At 30.1% G+C, this 20,322-nt stretch carries 18 protein-coding genes; 6 read left to right on the plus strand and 12 right to left on the minus strand.

Features of this window, described 5'->3' with window-relative positions:
* Positions 1-64 precede the first annotated feature (64 nt).
* From CA_RS14170 to CA_RS14185, 4 genes are all read right to left on the minus strand, one after another.
* Positions 65-568 carry a GNAT family N-acetyltransferase gene (locus CA_RS14170; protein WP_010966038.1) on the minus strand — a complete coding sequence of 168 codons (504 nt, stop codon included), beginning with the start codon at positions 566-568 and terminating at the stop codon, positions 65-67.
* Between the two features lie 218 nt (positions 569-786).
* Positions 787-1,368, minus strand: coding sequence for an ECF transporter S component (locus CA_RS14175; RefSeq protein WP_010966039.1), 582 nt, complete (start codon positions 1,366-1,368; stop codon positions 787-789).
* A gap of 297 nt (positions 1,369-1,665) precedes the next feature.
* Positions 1,666-2,898: an MDR family MFS transporter gene (locus CA_RS14180; RefSeq protein WP_010966040.1), complete on the minus strand. Its 1,233-nt coding sequence runs from the start codon at positions 2,896-2,898 to the stop codon at positions 1,666-1,668.
* Between the two features lie 92 nt (positions 2,899-2,990).
* The gene (locus CA_RS14185) at positions 2,991-4,115 is read right to left on the minus strand and encodes a jacalin-like lectin (RefSeq protein ID WP_013913596.1); all 1,125 of its coding nucleotides are present in this window, start codon (positions 4,113-4,115) and stop codon (positions 2,991-2,993) included.
* Between the two features lie 399 nt (positions 4,116-4,514).
* On the opposite strand from CA_RS14185, the gene CA_RS14190 reads away from it, so the two are divergent.
* Positions 4,515-6,245, plus strand: a complete 1,731-nt coding sequence (locus tag CA_RS14190) for an ABC transporter ATP-binding protein (protein WP_010966041.1) — start codon at positions 4,515-4,517, stop codon at positions 6,243-6,245.
* Positions 6,208-7,986: an ABC transporter ATP-binding protein gene (locus CA_RS14195; protein WP_010966042.1), complete on the plus strand. Its 1,779-nt coding sequence runs from the start codon at positions 6,208-6,210 to the stop codon at positions 7,984-7,986. Before CA_RS14190 ends, CA_RS14195 begins: the two co-directional genes overlap by 38 nt.
* Before the next feature lie 49 nt (positions 7,987-8,035).
* Here the strand turns inward: CA_RS14195 and CA_RS14200 are convergent, their stop codons facing one another.
* A complete protein-coding gene (locus tag CA_RS14200) occupies positions 8,036-8,905 on the minus strand; it encodes a hypothetical protein (protein ID WP_010966043.1) in 870 nt (289 codons plus the stop codon).
* A gap of 73 nt (positions 8,906-8,978) precedes the next feature.
* Positions 8,979-9,845, minus strand: coding sequence for a DUF1002 domain-containing protein (locus CA_RS14205; RefSeq protein WP_010966044.1), 867 nt, complete (start codon positions 9,843-9,845; stop codon positions 8,979-8,981).
* Positions 9,846-10,069: 224 nt separating this feature from the next.
* Here CA_RS14205 and CA_RS14210 point away from each other — a divergent pair, with 224 nt between their 5' ends.
* From CA_RS14210 to CA_RS14225, 4 genes are all read left to right on the plus strand, one after another.
* Positions 10,070-10,756 carry a response regulator transcription factor gene (locus CA_RS14210; RefSeq protein ID WP_010966045.1) on the plus strand — a complete coding sequence of 229 codons (687 nt, stop codon included), beginning with the start codon at positions 10,070-10,072 and terminating at the stop codon, positions 10,754-10,756.
* Positions 10,757-12,205 carry a sensor histidine kinase gene (locus CA_RS14215; RefSeq protein ID WP_010966046.1) on the plus strand — a complete coding sequence of 483 codons (1,449 nt, stop codon included), beginning with the start codon at positions 10,757-10,759 and terminating at the stop codon, positions 12,203-12,205.
* A gap of 252 nt (positions 12,206-12,457) precedes the next feature.
* Positions 12,458-13,441 carry an FAD:protein FMN transferase gene (locus CA_RS14220; protein ID WP_010966047.1) on the plus strand — a complete coding sequence of 328 codons (984 nt, stop codon included), beginning with the start codon at positions 12,458-12,460 and terminating at the stop codon, positions 13,439-13,441.
* Entirely contained in the window at positions 13,441-14,598 is a 1,158-nt protein-coding gene (locus tag CA_RS14225) for an FMN-binding protein (protein WP_010966048.1), read from the plus strand. The genes CA_RS14220 and CA_RS14225 overlap by 1 nt, the downstream gene beginning before the upstream one ends.
* A gap of 67 nt (positions 14,599-14,665) precedes the next feature.
* Here the strand turns inward: CA_RS14225 and CA_RS14230 are convergent, their stop codons facing one another.
* From CA_RS14230 to CA_RS14255, 6 genes are all read right to left on the minus strand, one after another.
* A complete protein-coding gene (locus tag CA_RS14230; protein ID WP_010966049.1) occupies positions 14,666-16,381 on the minus strand; it encodes a methyl-accepting chemotaxis protein in 1,716 nt (571 codons plus the stop codon).
* A gap of 246 nt (positions 16,382-16,627) precedes the next feature.
* Complete coding sequence (locus CA_RS14235) at positions 16,628-17,383, minus strand: MCP four helix bundle domain-containing protein (RefSeq protein WP_241393094.1); 756 nt, start codon at positions 17,381-17,383, stop codon at positions 16,628-16,630.
* Between the two features lie 164 nt (positions 17,384-17,547).
* Positions 17,548-18,507 carry an FAD:protein FMN transferase gene (locus tag CA_RS14240; RefSeq protein WP_010966051.1) on the minus strand — a complete coding sequence of 320 codons (960 nt, stop codon included), beginning with the start codon at positions 18,505-18,507 and terminating at the stop codon, positions 17,548-17,550.
* A complete protein-coding gene (locus tag CA_RS14245; protein ID WP_010966052.1) occupies positions 18,504-18,905 on the minus strand; it encodes an FMN-binding protein in 402 nt (133 codons plus the stop codon). Before CA_RS14245 ends, CA_RS14240 begins: the two co-directional genes overlap by 4 nt.
* A 1-nt stretch (position 18,906) precedes the next feature.
* On the minus strand, positions 18,907-19,557 hold the full coding sequence (locus CA_RS14250; protein ID WP_010966053.1) for a TetR/AcrR family transcriptional regulator: 651 nt from the start codon (positions 19,555-19,557) through the stop codon (positions 18,907-18,909).
* A gap of 193 nt (positions 19,558-19,750) precedes the next feature.
* Positions 19,751-20,275, minus strand: coding sequence for a peptidylprolyl isomerase (locus CA_RS14255; protein WP_010966054.1), 525 nt, complete (start codon positions 20,273-20,275; stop codon positions 19,751-19,753).
* Positions 20,276-20,322 lie beyond the last annotated feature (47 nt).

The raw sequence follows: 20,322 nt of genomic DNA on the forward strand, positions 1-20,322 counted from the left end.
AACAATTGTTACTTATAAGAAAAAGATTTTTAATTTTCTCATTAAGCAGCTTATAATATCTAATTTAAAGTAATTTTTCAAATGCCAATCTTTCACTCTTATCTTCTAAATAAATTATTCCGCAGTATTTAAAACCGTTCTTCTTAAGAAGCTTTTGCATTGATAAATTATTCTTATGTGTGTCCACTTTAATACTATGAACGTCTTTATTTAAGCATAACTTTTCAGCCTCTTTAATGATTACAGATGCTAGTCCTTCTCCTTTACAATTAGAATCAACAGCTATCCTATGTATAACTGCAAAACTGCTGTAACTAAGCCATTTACCTTCATAAATATTATCATAATTCTTGTCCCCACTAAACGAAATCACTGCTGTAGCAACAATTCTGCTATCCTTTAATAAAATAAATGAATCCTCTTTTTCTATATCCTCTTTTATAACTTCAAAATTAGGATAATTGTTTTGCCATTGATCTATTCCTTTTTGCTTAAAATATTCTTGTGATTGTTTTATAATATTCATTATATTGTTTATATCTGACTTACTAGCTCTTTTAAATTCCATTTCAATCCTCCATATACTTAAAACTTTTTCCGAAAATATTTTTTCTTATAACTATTATCATACTTGATATCTATAAAAGCTACTATTATTTTTATAAATATATATAAAATTAGAGGATAGATACAATCTACCCCCGAGTTTAAATAAAAGATTAAATTTTAAAGTAATACGTACTCATTTTAGTACACCTTGTTTTGATAATACTCTTTATTAAATCTCTATCTTCTTATTTTCTTAACTATTAATATAATTGGGACTGAAATAACAAGTGCCATAGCTGCAGATAAAACTCCATTTGCCACAAGGAGCAATAATGATTTTACTGCCGTTGAATAACTTATATGAAGAGCTTTTGCATAAGCGTCTATGTATAATAAATAAATCATCGCCAGCACGCCGAGTGTATTTGTAAATGAACCTGCAATAATTCCTGTAACTACACCAGCTTTTTCTGATTTCTTTTTTATTATTTTATAAACATAGTAAGAAACAATCCCTATTAAAACCCTTGGTAGTACCGAAACAACTGGATTCATAAATATAAAGGATGTGGGAAGTGGTGTATTTATAGCTTGTATAATACTAAAAATTCCAAATAAAAGTCCAGTAATAGCTCCTACTATAGGTCCTCCTACTATTCCTCCTATTATAACAGGTATGTGCATTATTGTAGTTTTAAATGGTGGTATAGGTAAAAAGCCAAGCCCTGTGGCTCCCAAAACAATAGTAACTGCAAACAATAACCCAACCATAGTTATTTGTCTAGTTTGAAGTCTGCTTCCATAAATTTTTTTAATCAATTAAATTACCTCGCTCTCATTCCTTTTGTGGATATAAGTCGAATTTCAACTTAGTAAATTCAATATTCTATAAAGTTTATAAATGTAATTACTATTATATCCCTATAAAACACTGATTTCCTAAATTTTATAATAATTATACTTAGTTCTCAATAAGTCAAGACTAACGAAAACAATGCATCCCAACGTTTACATGATTATTTTTAATGGTATTATGGTTTTAATTACATATAATCATATTTATATTACTAAATATTAAGCACTACATTTAATGAAACAAAAAGATAGCACATGAAACTATATCTCATGTGCTATCTTTTGTTCTACACGTTTTGTCTGAAAATATTGAAGTGTAAGCATAAGTCCAGCGCCTAAAAGCACTATTATAAAAATCACCCTCCAAATCATATTGATTCCGTAACTCTCTATCAGCTTACCAGCACCAAATATTCCAATTGCTCCCCCTATTGAGGATATTAGCTCTCCAACCGCACCAAATCTAGCTCTACAGTTTCTAGGACTGTTATTTGCCAAATAAACTCCAAAATTAGTTGCTCCTAATATTTCCCCCATAGTCCATATCACTGTAGAAATTATAAATAGTAAATAGCTGTTTCCTATTATACTTATCATTCCAAAGCCCACAGCATAAAATAGTCCTGAAAATGCCATATTTGTGAGGGTTCTAAAGCGTTTAGTTACATGCATAACAAATATAGTAAGTGCAACTACTGTTAAAGCATTTACACTCATCAAAAATCCATATTTTGATGACCCACTATAGCCAAACACTTTATTCATCATAATTGGCATTGAAAATGAACATTGTCTATAGGCTAAGCTGTATATCATATCTACACCAAAGAAACATATTACAAATGGTCTTTTTAAAAGTATTTGAAGAAGATTTCCCTTCTCCTCTTTCTCCTCAATTCTATCTTCCCCTACATGCTTTACTGCTTTTGTGTCTGGAATTAGTATTAAAACAATAATTACTGCTATAAAAGATGTTAAAGCATCTATTATAAATAAAAGTGAGAGATAATTGTTAAACAAAAATCCTGCTATTATTGGACCTACTGCAACTCCAAAATTTATTCCTAAATATAAAAGAGATGATCCCATTTGTCTTTTTGAAGCTGGAAGTAAATCTGCAACCATTGCTGATATGGTAGGTCTTACAAAGCCATTAAAAAATGATGAAGCTATTAAAAGTGCAACCGTCAAATTAGGAATATTAATAAATCCACAGATTAATATAACAATTGCCGCAAAGCTTTGTCCTAATATATAGGTTAGCTTCCTACTTGACTTATCTGCTATCTTTCCTCCTATAAAGGAGGCTGGAACTCCTACTACTGAAGCAATCATCACAATAGTTCCTGTAGTAGCCATTGAGAATTTTAGCTTCTGTGTTAAAAGCAGTGATAGAAAGGGAAATACAAAGTCCCCCAACCTATTGATAACCTGCACCAAAAATAAAAAATATATACTCTTAGGCAGCCCCTTGTAGTTTTCTATTATTTTCATTTCATCCCCCTAATTTATCATTCTGTTAACATTTCAACTAATGTATTTAATATTATAACATAAATATAGGGGGTATTTTAAAAAAAGTGTTATTACGGTATTTTTTTATAAATTACTCCTAGCTTATCCACCTCGTCCTGAGATCTTCCAAAAAATCCTGCTATATACCATCCTTCTGGTACGGTGAATACTTCAGAGTCATTTGTTTTAGTCCCTCCTTCTAATACTTGTCCTTTATTTGTTTCAAATTTTGCATGGAATATCCTATCTGTGTTTGTACCACTCTTTTGTCCCTTACATATGGATGCCTTTGTTATATATTCTCCCTCTTTAAGTGTAATTGAGTTTTCATCTCCACCTGTTCCTCCACTTGATAGTTCCGTTCCATCAGCATATTCCACAGATAAAGCATCTAATCTATTTTGAGATCTCATAGTTAATTTAGAAATCCTGCTATTGGGTATATTATCAATATAATTAAAGCCAATACCCCCTTTTCCTCCAAAGCTTTCACTTAAGGCTATATCATTAGTTTTTGTATAATTAAACTGAGCTATTATTGGATAATGATCAGATAACTGCTTGCCACTTTTGTCCACAAATTTTGTATCTTCAAGTCTATACGAAAGTGCATCTAAAGTTAGTGATTTACTTCCTCTGAAAAGTATTTTATCAACAACCTCAAAATTAGCACTATTTCTATTTGTCTCATCCATAAGTGGTTCTCCAGTGCTTGGATATACTCCATTTCTATCAAGCTTCACCCATGCATCCTTTAAATTACACGCATCAACTAAAGCCTGTTTTATATTATCCTGCTGCCTTGTATATCTTGTATTTGTATCACCCATAACTATTACGGCATTGCCCTTAGAGTTTTCATTTATATAGGCTGCTAGTTGCTCAATGTTATCTCTTCTAGCTTCATAGCTCCCTTCATCATCACCTGCATCTGCATGAAGAGTATATATATCAACATAAACTCCTGGCTCAAATTCATATTGTGAATACATAAAGCCCTTAGGTGTAAGCTGATCGCTTCCATCAGTTATAGTACCATATCTTTTATTCCAAGTTACTCTATCAGTATCATAGAAAGGATACTTTGAAATAAAATTAAGGCCATCTCCAAAAGGAACATTTCCCGAGGTTTCAGTAAGATAAGGTGAAGTTACATATTTTATTAAATCATTATGATAAGCAAAATCCTCCTCCACTGAAGCTATATCATAGCCATTTAAAAGCGGGCTTATTTGAAGCGTATTAGCAGCTGGATTACTACTTGAAAGTCCTTCTGGTAAACCTGCAACATTATAGTCAATAACAGAAAAAGTTTTAGCATATAAAGCTACTTTAGGGTTAATTAATATAAAAGCTCCTACACAACATAATGATAAAATTATTTTCTTTGAAACATTTTACTACCTCCATAAAAAATATGCATTTTTTCTACGTATTACCATGCAAGGTATGCATAATAAACACTTTAAAATCACTTTTAACCTTGATATAACATAATAAACACAAACTTTAACATTATGTATATAATTCCATATTGAAATGATATAATATATAATTATAATACTTTAAAAAAGTTAATCGGTTGGGAGGTACTCATGAATAAAAACATACTTTTAAACTTTTTTTACAGAAATAAATTTAAATACATTATAGGGTTAATTTTTGTCTTTCTATCCTCCTACATTCAGACACTATTTCCAAAGGTTTTAGGAAATACAATTGATATACTAAAAAAAAATAATTTCAGTATGATATCTGTAAAAAAGAATATTTTGTACATAGTTTTAATAGCCTTTTTTACATTTTTACTTACATATATTTGGAGAAACTTAATAATAGGTACCGGAAGAACACTTGAATGCTACTTAAGAGAGAAATTATTTAATAAATTCCAAGAACTTTCTCCTGAATTTTATAATAATGAAAAAGTAGGAAACTTAATAGCTTATGCTATAAACGATATCTCAGCAGTTAGAATAACCTTTGGTCCCTCTATAGCCATGACTGTAAATGGCTTAACTGTTTGCCTATCCTCCATTTATTCTATGATATTTTCAATAAGCCTAAAACTTACTTTGCTTTGTCTTGCACCGATTCCATTCATTGTAATAATTATGATTAAAATTAGTAGATTAATTCGTGCACGCTTTACCACAGTACAAGAAAGCTTTGGAAACATATCTGACAGAGTTAACGAAAATATAAACGGCATTAGAGTTATAAAATCCTATGTTGAAGAAGAAAAAGAAGTAGAAAACTTTGAAAAACTAAATGATGCTATGGCTATAGCAAACTTAAGAATGGTAAGGGTATCATCAACTCTTTCACCTATAATTGAACTTTGCTTTTCTTTAAGTTTTTGTGCAAATTTGATAATAGGTGGAAATATGGTTCTTAAAGGTACCGTTTCCCTAGGTGATTTTGTTGCCTTTAACACTTATCTTGCAATGATAATGGCACCAGTAATGTCTATTGGGCGTATTCTTGTAATATTTCAAAGAGGAATGGCTTCTCTTAAAAGGTTAAATAAAATCTTTAGTACTAAAAAAGATATACTCGATGGTGAAAAATCAATAAATATACCACTTAAAGGAAATATAGAGATAAGAAATTTGAGCTTTAAATACAAAGACACTGATATCAAAACTCTAAAAAACATCAATTTATCAATAAAAAAAGGTGAACTAATTGGTATAATTGGAAAAACAGGTTCCGGAAAAAGTACCTTGGTAAACTTACTTTTGAAGCTTTATAATGTAGAAAACGGCAGTATTGCTTTTGATGGTCGAGACATAAATGATTACACCCTAGCATGTATAAGAAATAACATAGGATACGTACCTCAGGATAACTTTCTATTTTCTTCTACAATTAAGGATAATATAAAATTTTTTAAAGATGTGTATGACGATGCAGCAGTAGAAAAAGCAGCAAAAATAAGTTGTATATACGATACTATTTTAAAATTCAAGGATGGTTTTAACACAGTTCTTGGAGAGAGGGGGATAAATCTTTCTGGTGGTCAAAAACAAAGAGTATCTATAGCTCGTGCAGTTATAAAAGATCCTCCAATATTAATACTTGATGATGCCTTATCTGCTGTTGACACCATAACCGAAACAAATATTATAGAAAATCTAAAGTTATTTAGAAATGAAAAAACATCAATAATTATTGCCCATAGGCTTTCTGCTGTAAAAAATGCAGATAAGATAATTGTACTCAATAAAGGTGAAATAGCCGAAATAGGCTCTCATAAAGAGCTTTTAGCAAAGGGGGGAATATACTATGACATATATAAAGAACAATACGAAGACAAAAAATGATAAAAACTTAAATAGCCTTACACGCCTTCTTCATCTTGCTCTACCCTACAAGAAAAAAATTATTCTTTCTGCTATATGTGTACTTTTAGTAAATGCAGCAGAGTTACTAAAACCCTTCATACTAAAGGTCTCAATAGATGATTTTCTAGTTGGAAAGAGAGTCCAAAGTGGCTTTTATTCCATATCTTCTATGGGCTTTTTATATTTTGGCGTAGTAGCTCTAGGAGGATTTTTTTCAATAAGTGAGGCAAATCTAATAAACTCGGCCGCTCAAAGTATAATGAAAGGCCTTAGAAGTTCTGTATTTAAGACCATACAGCTTCTTCCTTTATCCTATTTAGATAAAACCTCCTCCGGTAGTCTCATAACTAGAGCTACAAATGATGTAGAAGCTTTAAGCGAAATGTACACAGATGTAATTATAAGCTTATTTCAAGATATTTTTCTACTTTTAGGAATTATATATGCTATGCTTTCTCTTAATATAGAGCTTTCTTTAATTTCATTTTCTGTAATACCTATTATGTTTTTTTTAGTTTTTTCTTTGAAAACGAGAATTAAAAGAAACTTTGCTAAAATGAAAAGCTTAATAGGTAAAATCAATGGTTTTATGGCTGAAAATTTATCCGGAATGAAACTTGTTCAAATCTTTACAGCAGAAAAGGAAAAGAGAAGAGAATTTAAAGCTTTAAATAATGAATACTTCAATGCCACCTTATTTCAAGTACGCTTAAATAGTATTCTCCGTCCTGCTTCAAACGTGTTCCAAAATTTATCCATAGCACTGCTTCTTTGGTATGGAATGGCCAAAATCGCAAACCATACCATTCAAATAGGCGTTTTATATGCCTTTACAAGCTATATAAGACAATTCTTTGATCCAATTTCTGATCTTGCAGATAGCTACACAACAATTCAATCTGCTCTTGTTTCTGCAGATCGAATATTTGAACTTTTAGATAAAAAAATTATTCTTGAGGATTTGCATAAAGGAATTCCTATGAAGAAAATTGAGGGAGACGTTGAATTCAAAGACGTATGGTTCTCCTACGATAATAAAAATTTCATATTAAAAGGCTTAAATTTCAAAATAAATAAAGGAGAAACAGCAGCCTTTGTTGGAGAAACCGGTGCAGGTAAAACAACTATAATAAGTCTTATAAGTGGTTTTTATAAGGTTCAAAAAGGTGAAATTTTAATAGATGGTGTCAACATAAATTCAATAAGACCTTCAGATTTAAGAAAAAATGTTGCTGTGGTGCTCCAAGATGTATTTTTATTTTCAGGAAACATAAAAAGCAATATAACACTTAATGATTTTGTGCCAGAAGATGTTATAAACTCAGCAGTTGAAGCTTCCTTTGCAAAAGACTTTATTGAAAAACTACCTAACAAACTTAATGAACCTGTTATGGAAAGGGGTAAAACCTTTTCCGCTGGTCAAAAACAGCTTTTATCCTTTGCAAGAGCTATAGCTCATACCCCTTCTATTTTTGTTCTAGATGAAGCTACTGCAAACATAGATACATATACTGAAAAGCTCATTCAAAAGGCAATAGAAAATATTACACGTGATAAAACTACTTTTATAATAGCTCATAGACTTTCAACTATAAGAAATGCAGATAAAATACTAGTTATAGATAATGGTAAGATTGTAGAAATGGGAAATCATAATGAACTTATGAAAAAAGATGGGTATTACAGAAATCTAGTATATGAGGGTATGAAAAAAGAGTGAGTAGCTAAAAATAAACTTCTCACTCTTTTTGATGTATAAATTGTTTTTCTTACAGTCTTCCAATTAAAATTGATAGTACTATATACAGAACTGAATATATTGCAAAAGCACATTTATATATTTTACCTTCAAGTGCCTTATCTCTGTCTGGAACGTAAAATTTCTCTGCTACTGATTTTCCTGCTGCCTTTATTCCTAGTATTATTTCACACAATAAATATACCAAAATAGGAACTATAAGTGCAGAAAATCCCATTAAGAATTTAGCAGGAATATTTACAGATAGTTTTGATAATATAACTGATACTACAAAATTGCATACAATGAAAATTCCAATCTTTTTAATGTAATCATATATTCTTTCCCAACTGTAGTCACTATACTTTGCAGTTTTATAAAAACTAAACATTCTTCTTCTTATATATACATCTTCTTTTCCCATAGAATCCATTTTATCTTTTAGATCTAAAATAAAGTCTCCTATGTTCTCCACTACTACTGTTAGTCTTATACTTTTACTGCTATTGTTACTATTATTATAAACAATTCTAACCCATCCACCTATGTAAGGTATTGATGGAAATTTAATTTTTGTTATTTGATCGTATTTAATTGATACGGTTCCCTTGAGATTCTTATATACTATACCTTCATCTGTTAATTTAATATTTATATTTTTAAACCTTCTGAACAATATAAAATAAAGTAACAGAAATTCAAGTCCTATAAGCACAATAACAAATATACCAGCTCCTACAAATATCCCTATTGCTGATGGATCTATTCCTGCGCTGCCTCCTACGTCTAAAACACCTATTAAAATCATTCCAACATAAAATAGCATAAATACCCCAAGCATACTTCCAAAAAGTAAACCCGGTTTTCTTAAATGCTTTCTGTATAAATATTCCTTTTCCATTCTTAACTCCTAACTTAATTGCTAATCTTTAATTTACATAAAGATCATTACTTTTTCTTTAGTTACCTAGTATTTAAAATAATCCTTGAAAGAAATTTTTAATAGATGTCCATGTTCTACTAAAAAATCCTTTAGCCTCATCACTTTGTAATGTACTTTTCAACTTGCTTGCTACTTGATTAAGCTGTCCTTTTATTTTGCTATAATCTAAATTAAGGTTGCTTATTTTATACATTACATTTGTTATTTTGTTTATGTCATTATCATTTAAATTATAATTGTAGTTATTCACTACATTTTTTACTATCTTTTCAGTTTCATCCTTACTATCAGGTTTTTGTTCAACTACTTCCTTCTTTACTTCATTCATTAATCCAGCAGCTTTATCTTTACCTATTTTCTGCCCTAATTCTCCTGTAGTAACCAATTCTTGATTTGCAGCTTGTTTATTGGCCTCGCTTATTTGGTTTCCACCTTTACTAGCTTCAAAACCTTTCATTATTCCTGTAAGTGCAGCTGTTCCTGATACATTAAAGGGTGCTGCTGCCTTAACCTCTGCATTATTTATACCTGCTGTAATAAGGGCATTCTTGATCATATCTGAATTAACCCAATATATATTATATGTAGTTACATCTAATCCACCATTTTCTGTTGGCTTAACATATGAACAGGATATAGACTTAGTTCCTATCTGTTCCTTTGTTGCTACATTGCCTAAATATTTTCTTTCCTCATCTATATTTACTTGTATTAAATTCACCTGATCTTTTGTTACTCCAAAATATTTAAGCATATCTGATTTTTGTTGTTCGCTTAAATCACCTCCTACTGTAACACTTGTAAAAGCATCTGCCTTAGCTTTAAGTGGCATTGCAGATACTACATATGTTAGTATAAACAAAACCAATAATTTACTCACAATACTCCTAAGTTTCATAATATAACTCTCCTCACTTTAATTATTAGCTTATTATATATATTACATAATAAAATACAAAATTACAAATAAATAAACCATATTTAATTATATATTTTTATAAATTTATGTTAATATATAATTAAAATTTTAATGTGTATTAATTTTTTCTAATATAAGGTTTAACTTAATCTAGTTTTCAAGCCAAATATTTCACATGAAAACTAACAAAAGGAGAGCTAATTATGTCCTTAATTACTAAAAATAATTTTTCTATAATGGTGGTAGATGACGAAGAGCACATAGTTGAATTTTTAAAAATGGGTTTAGAGGCAGAAGGCTTTACGGTATACACTGCTTTCAACGGAAACGATGCAGTAATATATTCAAGAAAATTAAATCCAAATTTGATAATTTTAGATGTAATGCTCCCTTACATGAATGGCTATGAGGTTTGTTCCTTAATAAAAAAGGCCTCAAACATTCCAATTATAATGCTAACTGCAAAGGATGAGATTGACGATAAGGTCCTAGGTCTTAATTTAGGTGCAGACGATTATATGATAAAACCTTTTAGCTTCAAAGAGCTTTTAGCTAGGATAAACGCAAGACTTAGAAATTCATTCTCAGAGACTTTAAACAAAGTTGTTATTGGACCTTTTTTAATAAAAGATAGTGCTCACGAAATCATTTATAAAGATGATATTTTATCACTATCTCCAACAGAGTATAACTTATTAAAATATCTTCTTTTAAATAATGGAATAGCTTTGAGTAAAGATCAAATACTTGAAAAAGTATGGGGCTATGATTTCACAGGAGAAAAAAATATAGTAGAAGTGTACATACGTTATTTAAGAGATAAAATTTCAGATAAAAATCACACCATAATTCGTACCGTAAGGGGTGTGGGCTACAAGGTGGTGATATAAGTGAATATATCAATATTTAAGGAAAAAAGCTTAAAATGGCAGCTTTTAAGAAGGATGTTTTTGCTATTAATATGTTTCCTTATAATTCTAGAAATATTTCAATACTTTTTCTTAAGACATTATATATGCAAAGATAAAGAAATGCTTTTAGAATCGCGAATAAACAATGTAGCTCACTTAATGACAACTATAGACTCAGAGGCTTCTCTTAAAAAAAATTCTGGGTATCTTATAAAAAAATCTCTATACTTTGATACTACTTCCTCTGTTATAGACAAGAATGGAAACGTACTTCTATTTCACATTAAGGATAAACATCCTACCTCTCCTCCTATAATTTCGGCCTCCGAATACAAGGCTATAATGAAAAGAGAAGGCAATTTAGAAGGTTATACAATTACTAAAAATAAATGTGGAGAGCCACAAATAACTATATGGCGTAAAATAGGTAATTTAAATTCACCTTTAGGACTTATTCAGTTAACCACTCCTTACCATTCTGCAGCTCAATTTCTGTACAAACAAATTTACATCTACATAGTAGCTTGCGTGCTTATTTTGATTTTAAGTATTTTAATTGGAGGAACTTTAATAAAACATACCTTAAAACCTTTATATAGAATAGCACATACTTTAAATAATCTTACAGTAGGTGATTTGAACAAAAGGCTTTCAGAAAACAACAATCAAGTTGAAATAGATCACTTAGCAACTGCTTTTAATAATATGTTCTCACGTATAGAAATCTCCTTCAATCGTGAAAAGGAGCTAAAGAAAAAAATGCAGCAATTTATTTCAGATGCCTCTCATGAGCTGAGAACGCCTTTAACCTCCATACGTGGATTTGTTGAGGTCTTATTAATAGGCTCTTATAAAGACGAAAAGAAATTAAAACTCGCTTTAAATACTATTCTTATTGAAAGCGAAAGATTAACTGAACTAGTCAATAACCTTTTAACTCTTACTAGATTAGATCGGAGTACTCATACTGAAATGACAAAACAAAACATGAGTGATATAATCGAAGAAATTTATCCTCAGCTAAAAATACTTGCTAAAAATAGACAAGTAAATTTAAATTTATATGATAATAATGCTTATTTCTTGGGAAATAAAAATCAAATAAAGCAGGTCATATTTAATATAGTTCAAAATTCCATAAATTACACTGATAAAGAAACTGGAATTATAACACTATCCTTGTCTATAGAAGACACTCTATTTATTTTAAAGATATCAGACAATGGAATAGGTATAGCTTCTAAAGATCTTCCTCACATATTCGACAGATTCTTTAGAAGCGAAACACACCGTTCAAGAGAATCCGGTGGATATGGACTTGGCTTATCCATTGCAAAATCAATAATACAAAGTCATGGTGGTGAAATTTCTACTAAAAGTATTATAAATCAAGGAACCTCATTTTATATAAAATTAAAAAGAATCTAATACCATAAATCAAGGCTATAATGATATCTCATTATAGCCTTGATTTTTCAACAATTATTTTATTAATACTTTACATTTAGCATTATAAACTATGCAAGCATTTGTTTAAACCCAGTAATTACAAAATTTCTGTAATTACTACTACCATTTTATACTCTTTTTACACTTTTCTCAGCAAATTCTAAGGAAACTTTAATAATACTCTAAGAGGTTTGCTGTAATATTTAATGTGTTCTAAGGGAGGTAACTAGTATGTTTAAAAATATCTTTTTTCATGATACTTCTTTTAATAAAATTTTATATTGCCTTGGCACCGTCATAAATTTAACTGCTTATGGTAAAAATGCTGAAACTGCTATAGATGAATCTATTAAAGTTTTAGAGAAAATAGATGATAAATTTTCTGCTTTTAAAACTTTAAGTGAGGTTTCTAAAATAAATAGAACTGCTCACAACAATTTTATAAAACTAAGTTCTGAAGCCTTTTCATTAATAGAAAATTCAATATACTATAGCAGATTAACAAATGGATGTTTTGATCCTACCATAAAGCCACTAGTAAACTTATGGAATATAGGTAAAGAAAATTTTAGAATTCCAAAAGAGTCTGAAATTTCTACTTCTATTAGCCTCGTTAATTACACTGACATAGTTCTTGATAAAAAAAACTCTTCAATAATGCTAAAAAAGCAAAAGCAAAGTGTAGATTTAGGTGGCATAGCTAAAGGTTATGCAGCTGATAAGGTAAAAGAAGTTTTCACTAACTATAAAGTAAAGCATGGAATAATTGATTTGGGTGGGAATATTTTTGTTGTTGGAAAAAAAGATCGTTCCCATAACTGGAATATAGGAATTCAAAATCCATTTTCCGAAAGAGGAGGCTATATTGGAATATTGAACCTAAAGAATAAATCAGTGGTGACTTCGGGAAATTATGAAAGATACTCCATTTATAAAGGTAAAAAATATCACCATATAATAAATCCTAAAACAGGTTATCCCGAAGATAATGAGGTCTTAAGCGTAAGTGTCATATCTGATGAATCTATAGATGGCGACGGTTTATCTACTGGTCTTTACATTATGGGAGTAAAAAAAGGTATTGATTTAGTAAATTCCATTAAAGGTGTTGATTGTATTTTTGTAACAAAGAAAAAAGAAGTCTATTTAACAAATGATATAAAAAGTAATTTCAAAATCTCAAATAAAGAATTTCAATTTAAAGAGGTGGGATAATGATTAAAAAAATTTCAAAATTACAGATAGCAAGATTTATTTCTCAGTTAATATTTCTTTTTCTGCTCCCAGGCATATTTGTATTAGCATTTAGTCAAATAGGAATTCTATACTCTAATATTCTAAAAGGTAACTTTGATTTAATAACTCTATTTTCTTCAATCTCTATAGCCGTAATTACTTTACTAACAACCATCATACTTGGAAGATTTTTTTGCGGTTGGATGTGTTCCTTTGGATTTATGAATGATGTTATATATATGTTATCCAGTAAAATATTCAAAACAAAATTTAAAGTAGATGAAAAAACAGATAATCTTCTCAAGCTTCTTAAATACATTATTCTAGTTCTCATAGGAATTTTTGTTTGGACGTTAAAAAATAGCAACCTTAATAACTATAGTCCTTGGAATGCCTTTGCCCAAATACCGAACCTTAAGACTGCTATTTTTCAGTATTCTCTAGGCTTCATAATACTTGGTATAATAATTGTAGGAGCTGCCTTTGTAGAGAGGTTCTTCTGCAGATACCTATGTCCTCTAGGTGGGATCTTTACTCTAACCTCTAAATTTAGATTGTTTAAAATCAATAAACCAACTAAAAAATGTGGTAAATGTAGATTGTGTACAAATAACTGTGCAATGGGAATAGATCTTTATAAATATCCTAAGGTTACCAGCGGGGAATGTATAGATTGTTTAAAATGTCTGGATGTCTGTCCAAGAAAAAATACTCAAATGAACATTGTTGGTGAAAACATAACCCCAACGCTAGCTAGTTCTATTGCAATAGCAACCTTTGCAGGTATGTATGCTGGATCTAATTTTATTTCTTCTTCTTTGCCTAATACTACTCCACCTATATCAACTACAACTGCTAATCCTCAAGTTAAATATAAAGATGGAACTTACACTGCTAGTGGTACTGGCTTTAGCCCTAATTTACAGGTTTCTGTAACGATTAAGGACAATAAAATATCAAATATAGAACTCTTATCTAACAATGAAACCCCTAAGTTCTTTGAAAGAGCCTCTAGTGTTGTTCCTGACGAAATAATAAAAGCTCAATCTACAAATGTTGATGCTGTTTCTGGTGCTACTAGAAGTAGTAATGGCATTATAGAAGCTGTTCAAAATGCTTTAGAAAAAGCTAAATAAACATAAAAAGATGTGTGTACTTGTAATATCTACACACATCTTTTCTATTCATTTCAAATCTTTAAAATTATATTTTAAATTTTAGAATTAATTCATTCAATTTCATTGCTACTTCTGCCTGACTTTGCGACATCTTAGAAACCTGATCTGCTGAAGCTGCTACCTCACTTATAGTTCCTTTAACTTCTTCTGAGCTTTCTGCTTCTTGTTGTTGATTATTAGCCATGTTTTGCATTGCATCATTTACTTGTCCAATAGTAGCCTCGAGCTCCTCAGCCATGGATGCAATTTCACTAGACATATCACTTACAAATTCCGAATCTTTTTCATATTGATCACCCATTTGAATGAACTTTGAAAATTGACTTTTTACATTTTCATCCATAAACTTCAATATTTCGCTGCTATTCTTGGATAAGTGTTCAAATGCTGCATTAACCTTTTCAATTGTCTTATTAATTCCTTCTACCGCATCTCCTGATTGTTTTGCTAGCTCTTTGACTTCATTTGCAACAACTGCAAAGCCCTTACCCATTTCTCCAGCTCTTGCAGCTTCAATTGATGCATTAAGAGACAATAAATTAGTCTGATTTGCTATTTCAGCAATAGCATCTGCCATAATTCTTATATCTCCTATTACTTTGCCTTCTTCAATAGCCTTTAGTATACTCTTTTCTTTTTCGCTATACATATTTATCATGTCTTGTGATGCTGTTTTTCCTTCTTTACTTACCTTTAAAGCTCTATCCTTGGATTCACTAGCATTGTTACTTCCATCAAGTGCTTTTGAAGATAAGTTATTAACACTTGTATCCACCTCTTGAATTGAAGCACTTATTTCTTCTGATGCTGCACTACTTTCCTCTATGCTCGTAGCTACTTTAGTTATTTCATTATCGATGCTTATGGCTTTTGAAGCTAACTCTTGACTTGTAGCTGACAGTTCTTCACTTGAAGCACTTAATTCTTGGGCATTTGACATTATAACTTTAATAAGTTCTTTTACATTTTCCTGAGCTTTATTAAGTGCCTTAGTTGATTGTCCAAATTCATCCTTGCTGTCATAAACCAACTCTTTAGAAAAGTCAAATTCAGCAAGTCTCTCCGATAGCTCCTTCATTCCTAATAAAGGTTTGCTTATATGTCTTGCTAAAACTACTCCCATAATAACTGCAACCAAAGTTGAAATAATGACAAATATAGTTGAAATATTTACTGCACTTTTGTACTGAACCTTACTACTACTATAATCGTTTTTTGCAACCTTAGCGTTATATTTTATATCTGCATCCAGTTTCTGAAGCGCAGCGTTTCTGTAAGGTGTTGTATGTGTTTTGAATTCAACAGAAGCACTCATATAGTCTCCTGCTTTAGCGTAAGCAATAACCTTCTCCCTAGATTGTCTCCACTTAGCTAAATTATCTAGGAACTGATAAAATAGTGTTCTATCTTCATCCGTAAAGATAGTAGTTTTGTATTCCTTTATTAATTCATTGTCCTTTTGTACTATGTCATCAATATCTCCAACTATACTGTCAATTTTAGATTTATTCATTGGGTCCATAATTAAAAGTATATCTGCCCTTACTTCAATAACATATCCCCTTATTTGATACAAAATATTGGTACCTTTCATATCTACATTGTATATGTTATCTAAATTTTTGTTAACACCGTTGATCTTTAAAACTCCTACTACACCCGCTATAGTAGATATAACTGCTACAAAAATAAATGCTATTATTAATTTGGTAAAAATCTTTAAATCAGTTACCCTTTTCATTTTTCCCTCCTTATGTTAATTTAATTTAAATATTATTACTAATTTATCGTATGAATTTTGCATCATTCAAGTATTTTGTCGTAAAAAGTCGTATATTAATTTTTGCATAAAAAAAAAGATAATACCTGTTAATGCAGAAATCATCTTTTTTAATATATATTTAATTTATGTATTTATTTCACTGCCTATAGTAGCGGGCTTTAGTTATTTTATTGCTTACAACTGATAGTTTTATACTAGATGTGCTTACTGTGAGTTTGACATTATAACTTTCTTTACAATTTTATCTACCTTATCAAAATCAATAGTTTGTTCAAATTCATCAAGTCTTTCTGGCAAACTTTTTATTTTTAATAAATTTTTACATATGTACTTAGCTAAAACTATTCCCATTATAATTGCAACTACAATAGAAGCAATGACCAAAATACTTGAGAACATTATTGCACTTTTGTATTGCCCTTTAATATCACCATAATTATAAATTGTAATATCTTTGCTATAATCTATATATAAGTTAAGCTTATTAAGCATTATATCACTGTAATGCGATGTGGTGCTATCAAATTCCTTAATAGCTGCTTCATATTCTCCAGCAACAACATAAGAAATAACCTTATTTCTCGATGCCCTCCATTTTTTTAAATTGACTTCAAATTCAGAAAATAACTCTTTATCTTTTTCCATTACTATAACTTTTTTATAATTATAAATCAGCCTATCATCCTCTTTTACAAGCTTAGCTATTTTATCAATAATATTGTCACTTTTAACCTCATTAGTTGACTTAAGAATTAAATTAGTATCAGCTTTGATATCATTAACATTTGTCTTTAATTCATATAGAATATTAGTCCTCTTCATATCTATTTCATACATACTTTCTAAATTTATATCTACTTTGCTCATATCTAAAATCCCCACAATTCCTGCAAATGCAGATATCACTGCAACAAAAATAAATGATAATATTAATTTAGTAAAAATCTTAGGGCTTGCCATACTTTTCATTTTCCCCCTTTTAGTTAAGTCAATATCATAATATTGTTAAATATAGTATCGTAAATATTTATCCAGAACTAAATATCATGTCGTAAAAAGTATTATATTGGCTTAAAACAAAATAAAATATCGCTTAAATATACTATCTTATAAAACTACTAAAGTTATAAATATTGAAATCCACTTTCCTCTACTAAGGAAAAACTCTTAGCAATCCCTTTAGTTATAATAACCTTTCTATCTTTAGTAATAAATATTGCCTCTACATCACGAAACCTTTTAACTAATTCTATCCCACCGTCAGCCCCAGCTATAAAGGCAGCAGTAGAAACAGCATCACATAACATTGAATTTTCAAAGATAACTGTCACACTTAAAAGTTCTTCTTTAGCTGGATATCCTGTTTTAGGATCTATTATATGATGATACTTAATATTATCTTTTTCAAAGTATCTTACATAACTTCCTGAGGTAACCACAGATTTATTTTTCACACTAATTGCCCCTATTATTTCTCCCCTCTTCTTTAGGGGATTTTGAACACCTATACACCAACTTTTCCCGTCTGGCTTTTCTCCAATTACAGATACGTTACCTCCAAGATTTATGGAAGCCGACTTAACACCTCCACCCTTATAAATATCAATTGCCCTATCTGCTGCATATCCCTTAGCTATTCCTCCTAAATCAACTTTCATATCTTCGACTAAAAATTTAACAGTACGTTTATAATCATTTAGTACTAAGTTCTTATAATTTACAAGTGAGAGATTTTTCTCAATTTCTTTAACTGAAGGTACTCTTTCATTTTCGCAAAAAATCCCCCATAATTTTATGATAGGAGCTAGTGATATATCAAAAGCCCCCAGAGTTTTTTTAGAAAAATTTTTTGCATTTTTTATTACGTGATAAACATCTTTGCTAAGTTTAATTTCATTTTCAAATCCAAACTTATTTAGTTTACTGATTTCACTAGAGCTGCTATAAAAATTCATAGCCTTCTCCAATCTTCTCATTTCATTTTCTACCTTGAATAGTACTTCTTTCTTATCCTCACCATATATTTTTTGGCTTATGATCGTTCCCATGCAAAACATTTCGCTGCAAACATAATCCCTATTCACTCATTTTCACCCTTCTCAAGTGCCTTTTCTATAGACTTAAGTATTACCTTGCTACTATTTGTTGCTCCAGTTATAGTGTCCACCTTAAGACTCTGAGCCTTAACCACCATATAAGGTATAACCTCAGCTCTTTTACCTCTTTCAGTTTTATGCTCCAATAATTTTATAGAAGTAATTCTGTGACATTTAATTTCCACTTTTACCTTTGCCTGTACAAAATCAGCATCATAACTCCCAATATAATTGCCATCCTTAACTTTTGATAACGCAACTTCTCTAATTTCAGTATCCCTAACTTTATTTTGATAGTTCTTCACTGACACAAAATATCTTACACCAACCACTAATCCTATAGAAACTAATACTCCAATAGCAGCTATAACTAACTTTTTCACCATATCATTTCCTCCTTATAGAGTTTAAAATAATTTCAAATGACTTTTTAAGCACTTCCTCTGAGTTCCTATTATAAAATTTCTTTGTATAATTCTCCTTATTCATTGATATACTGGAAACCCCTAGAATACATGACCATAATGTAAGACTTATATCCAAAGAACTATACTCCTCTATAATTTCCTTCTTGTCCATTCCCCTTTCTATAATATCCCTTAATAATCTGAGAGAATATTCTCCTTCCTCATAAACCTCATTAAAAAGCTCTTCTCTTACATTTTGATTCTTTAAAAGCTCATTATTCTTGTATTCTAAAATAGCTTTAAAATATCCATGATGAAGTCTTGTAAATTCTATATATACTTCTCCAAGCATTCTTATATTTTGTATTTCACTTTCACTTCTTCTTTCCTCTAAAATTTTATAATTCATAGAATTCAGTATCTTATATCCCCTAAGCATTATTTCATAGTATATTTCCTCTTTGCTTGTAAAGTATGAATATATAGTTTTTTTAGTAAACTCTGCTTCCTTTGCAACATCATCCATTGTTGCATTATAGAAGCCTTTTATAAAAAATACCCGTTCAGCTGCATCAATTATACTAATTTTTCTATTTAACTTTTCTATTTCTTTACGCCTATTAATCCCCATATTGGTCCTCCTTGATATACTGTTAGTTTACTAACTATACTATTAGTATACTAGCTGTTATAGAAAAGTCAAATAAAATTAGAGGACTCTCCTATTTAAAATAGTCAACAATCCTCTAATAAAAAATAACAAGCTAAGGATATTATTTTGATATTTCACTTCAAAATCCTTTAGCTTGTTATTTTAATACTTTTTATTCTTCGATTATCTCAACTTCTGGATAATTTTCTCCAAAGGTTTCTATTTCCATAGTCTTAATTCTTTGATCTTCTAATGGCTTATCCGAATAATCTCTCTTAACAGAAACTATTCTATCAACTTCCTCTATTCCTTCTGTAACCCTTCCAAAGGCAGCATAATCTCCATCAAGATGAGGTGAATCTTCTGCCATTATGAAAAACTGTGATCCTGCTGAATCAGGAAAACCAGTTCTTGCCATGGATATTACTCCTCTTTCATGCTTTAAATTATTTTGGAAACCATTTGATGAGAATTCTCCCTTTATAGCATAACCAGGACCGCCCATTCCATTTCCATCAGGATCTCCTCCCTGAATCATAAAGCCTGGTATTACTCTATGAAATATTACTCCATCGTAAAAATTATGGTTTATAAGAGAAATAAAATTACTCACAGTATTTGGAGCTATATGTGGATATAATTCTATTTTTATCTTATTTCCGTTTTCCATTTCTATTGTAACTATTGGATTTTTCATATCTTATTCCTCCATGTAATATATTCTACATTAGATTATTATACCAA

This window comes from Clostridium acetobutylicum ATCC 824 (assembly GCF_000008765.1).
Taxonomy (GTDB): domain Bacteria; phylum Bacillota; class Clostridia; order Clostridiales; family Clostridiaceae; genus Clostridium_S; species Clostridium_S acetobutylicum.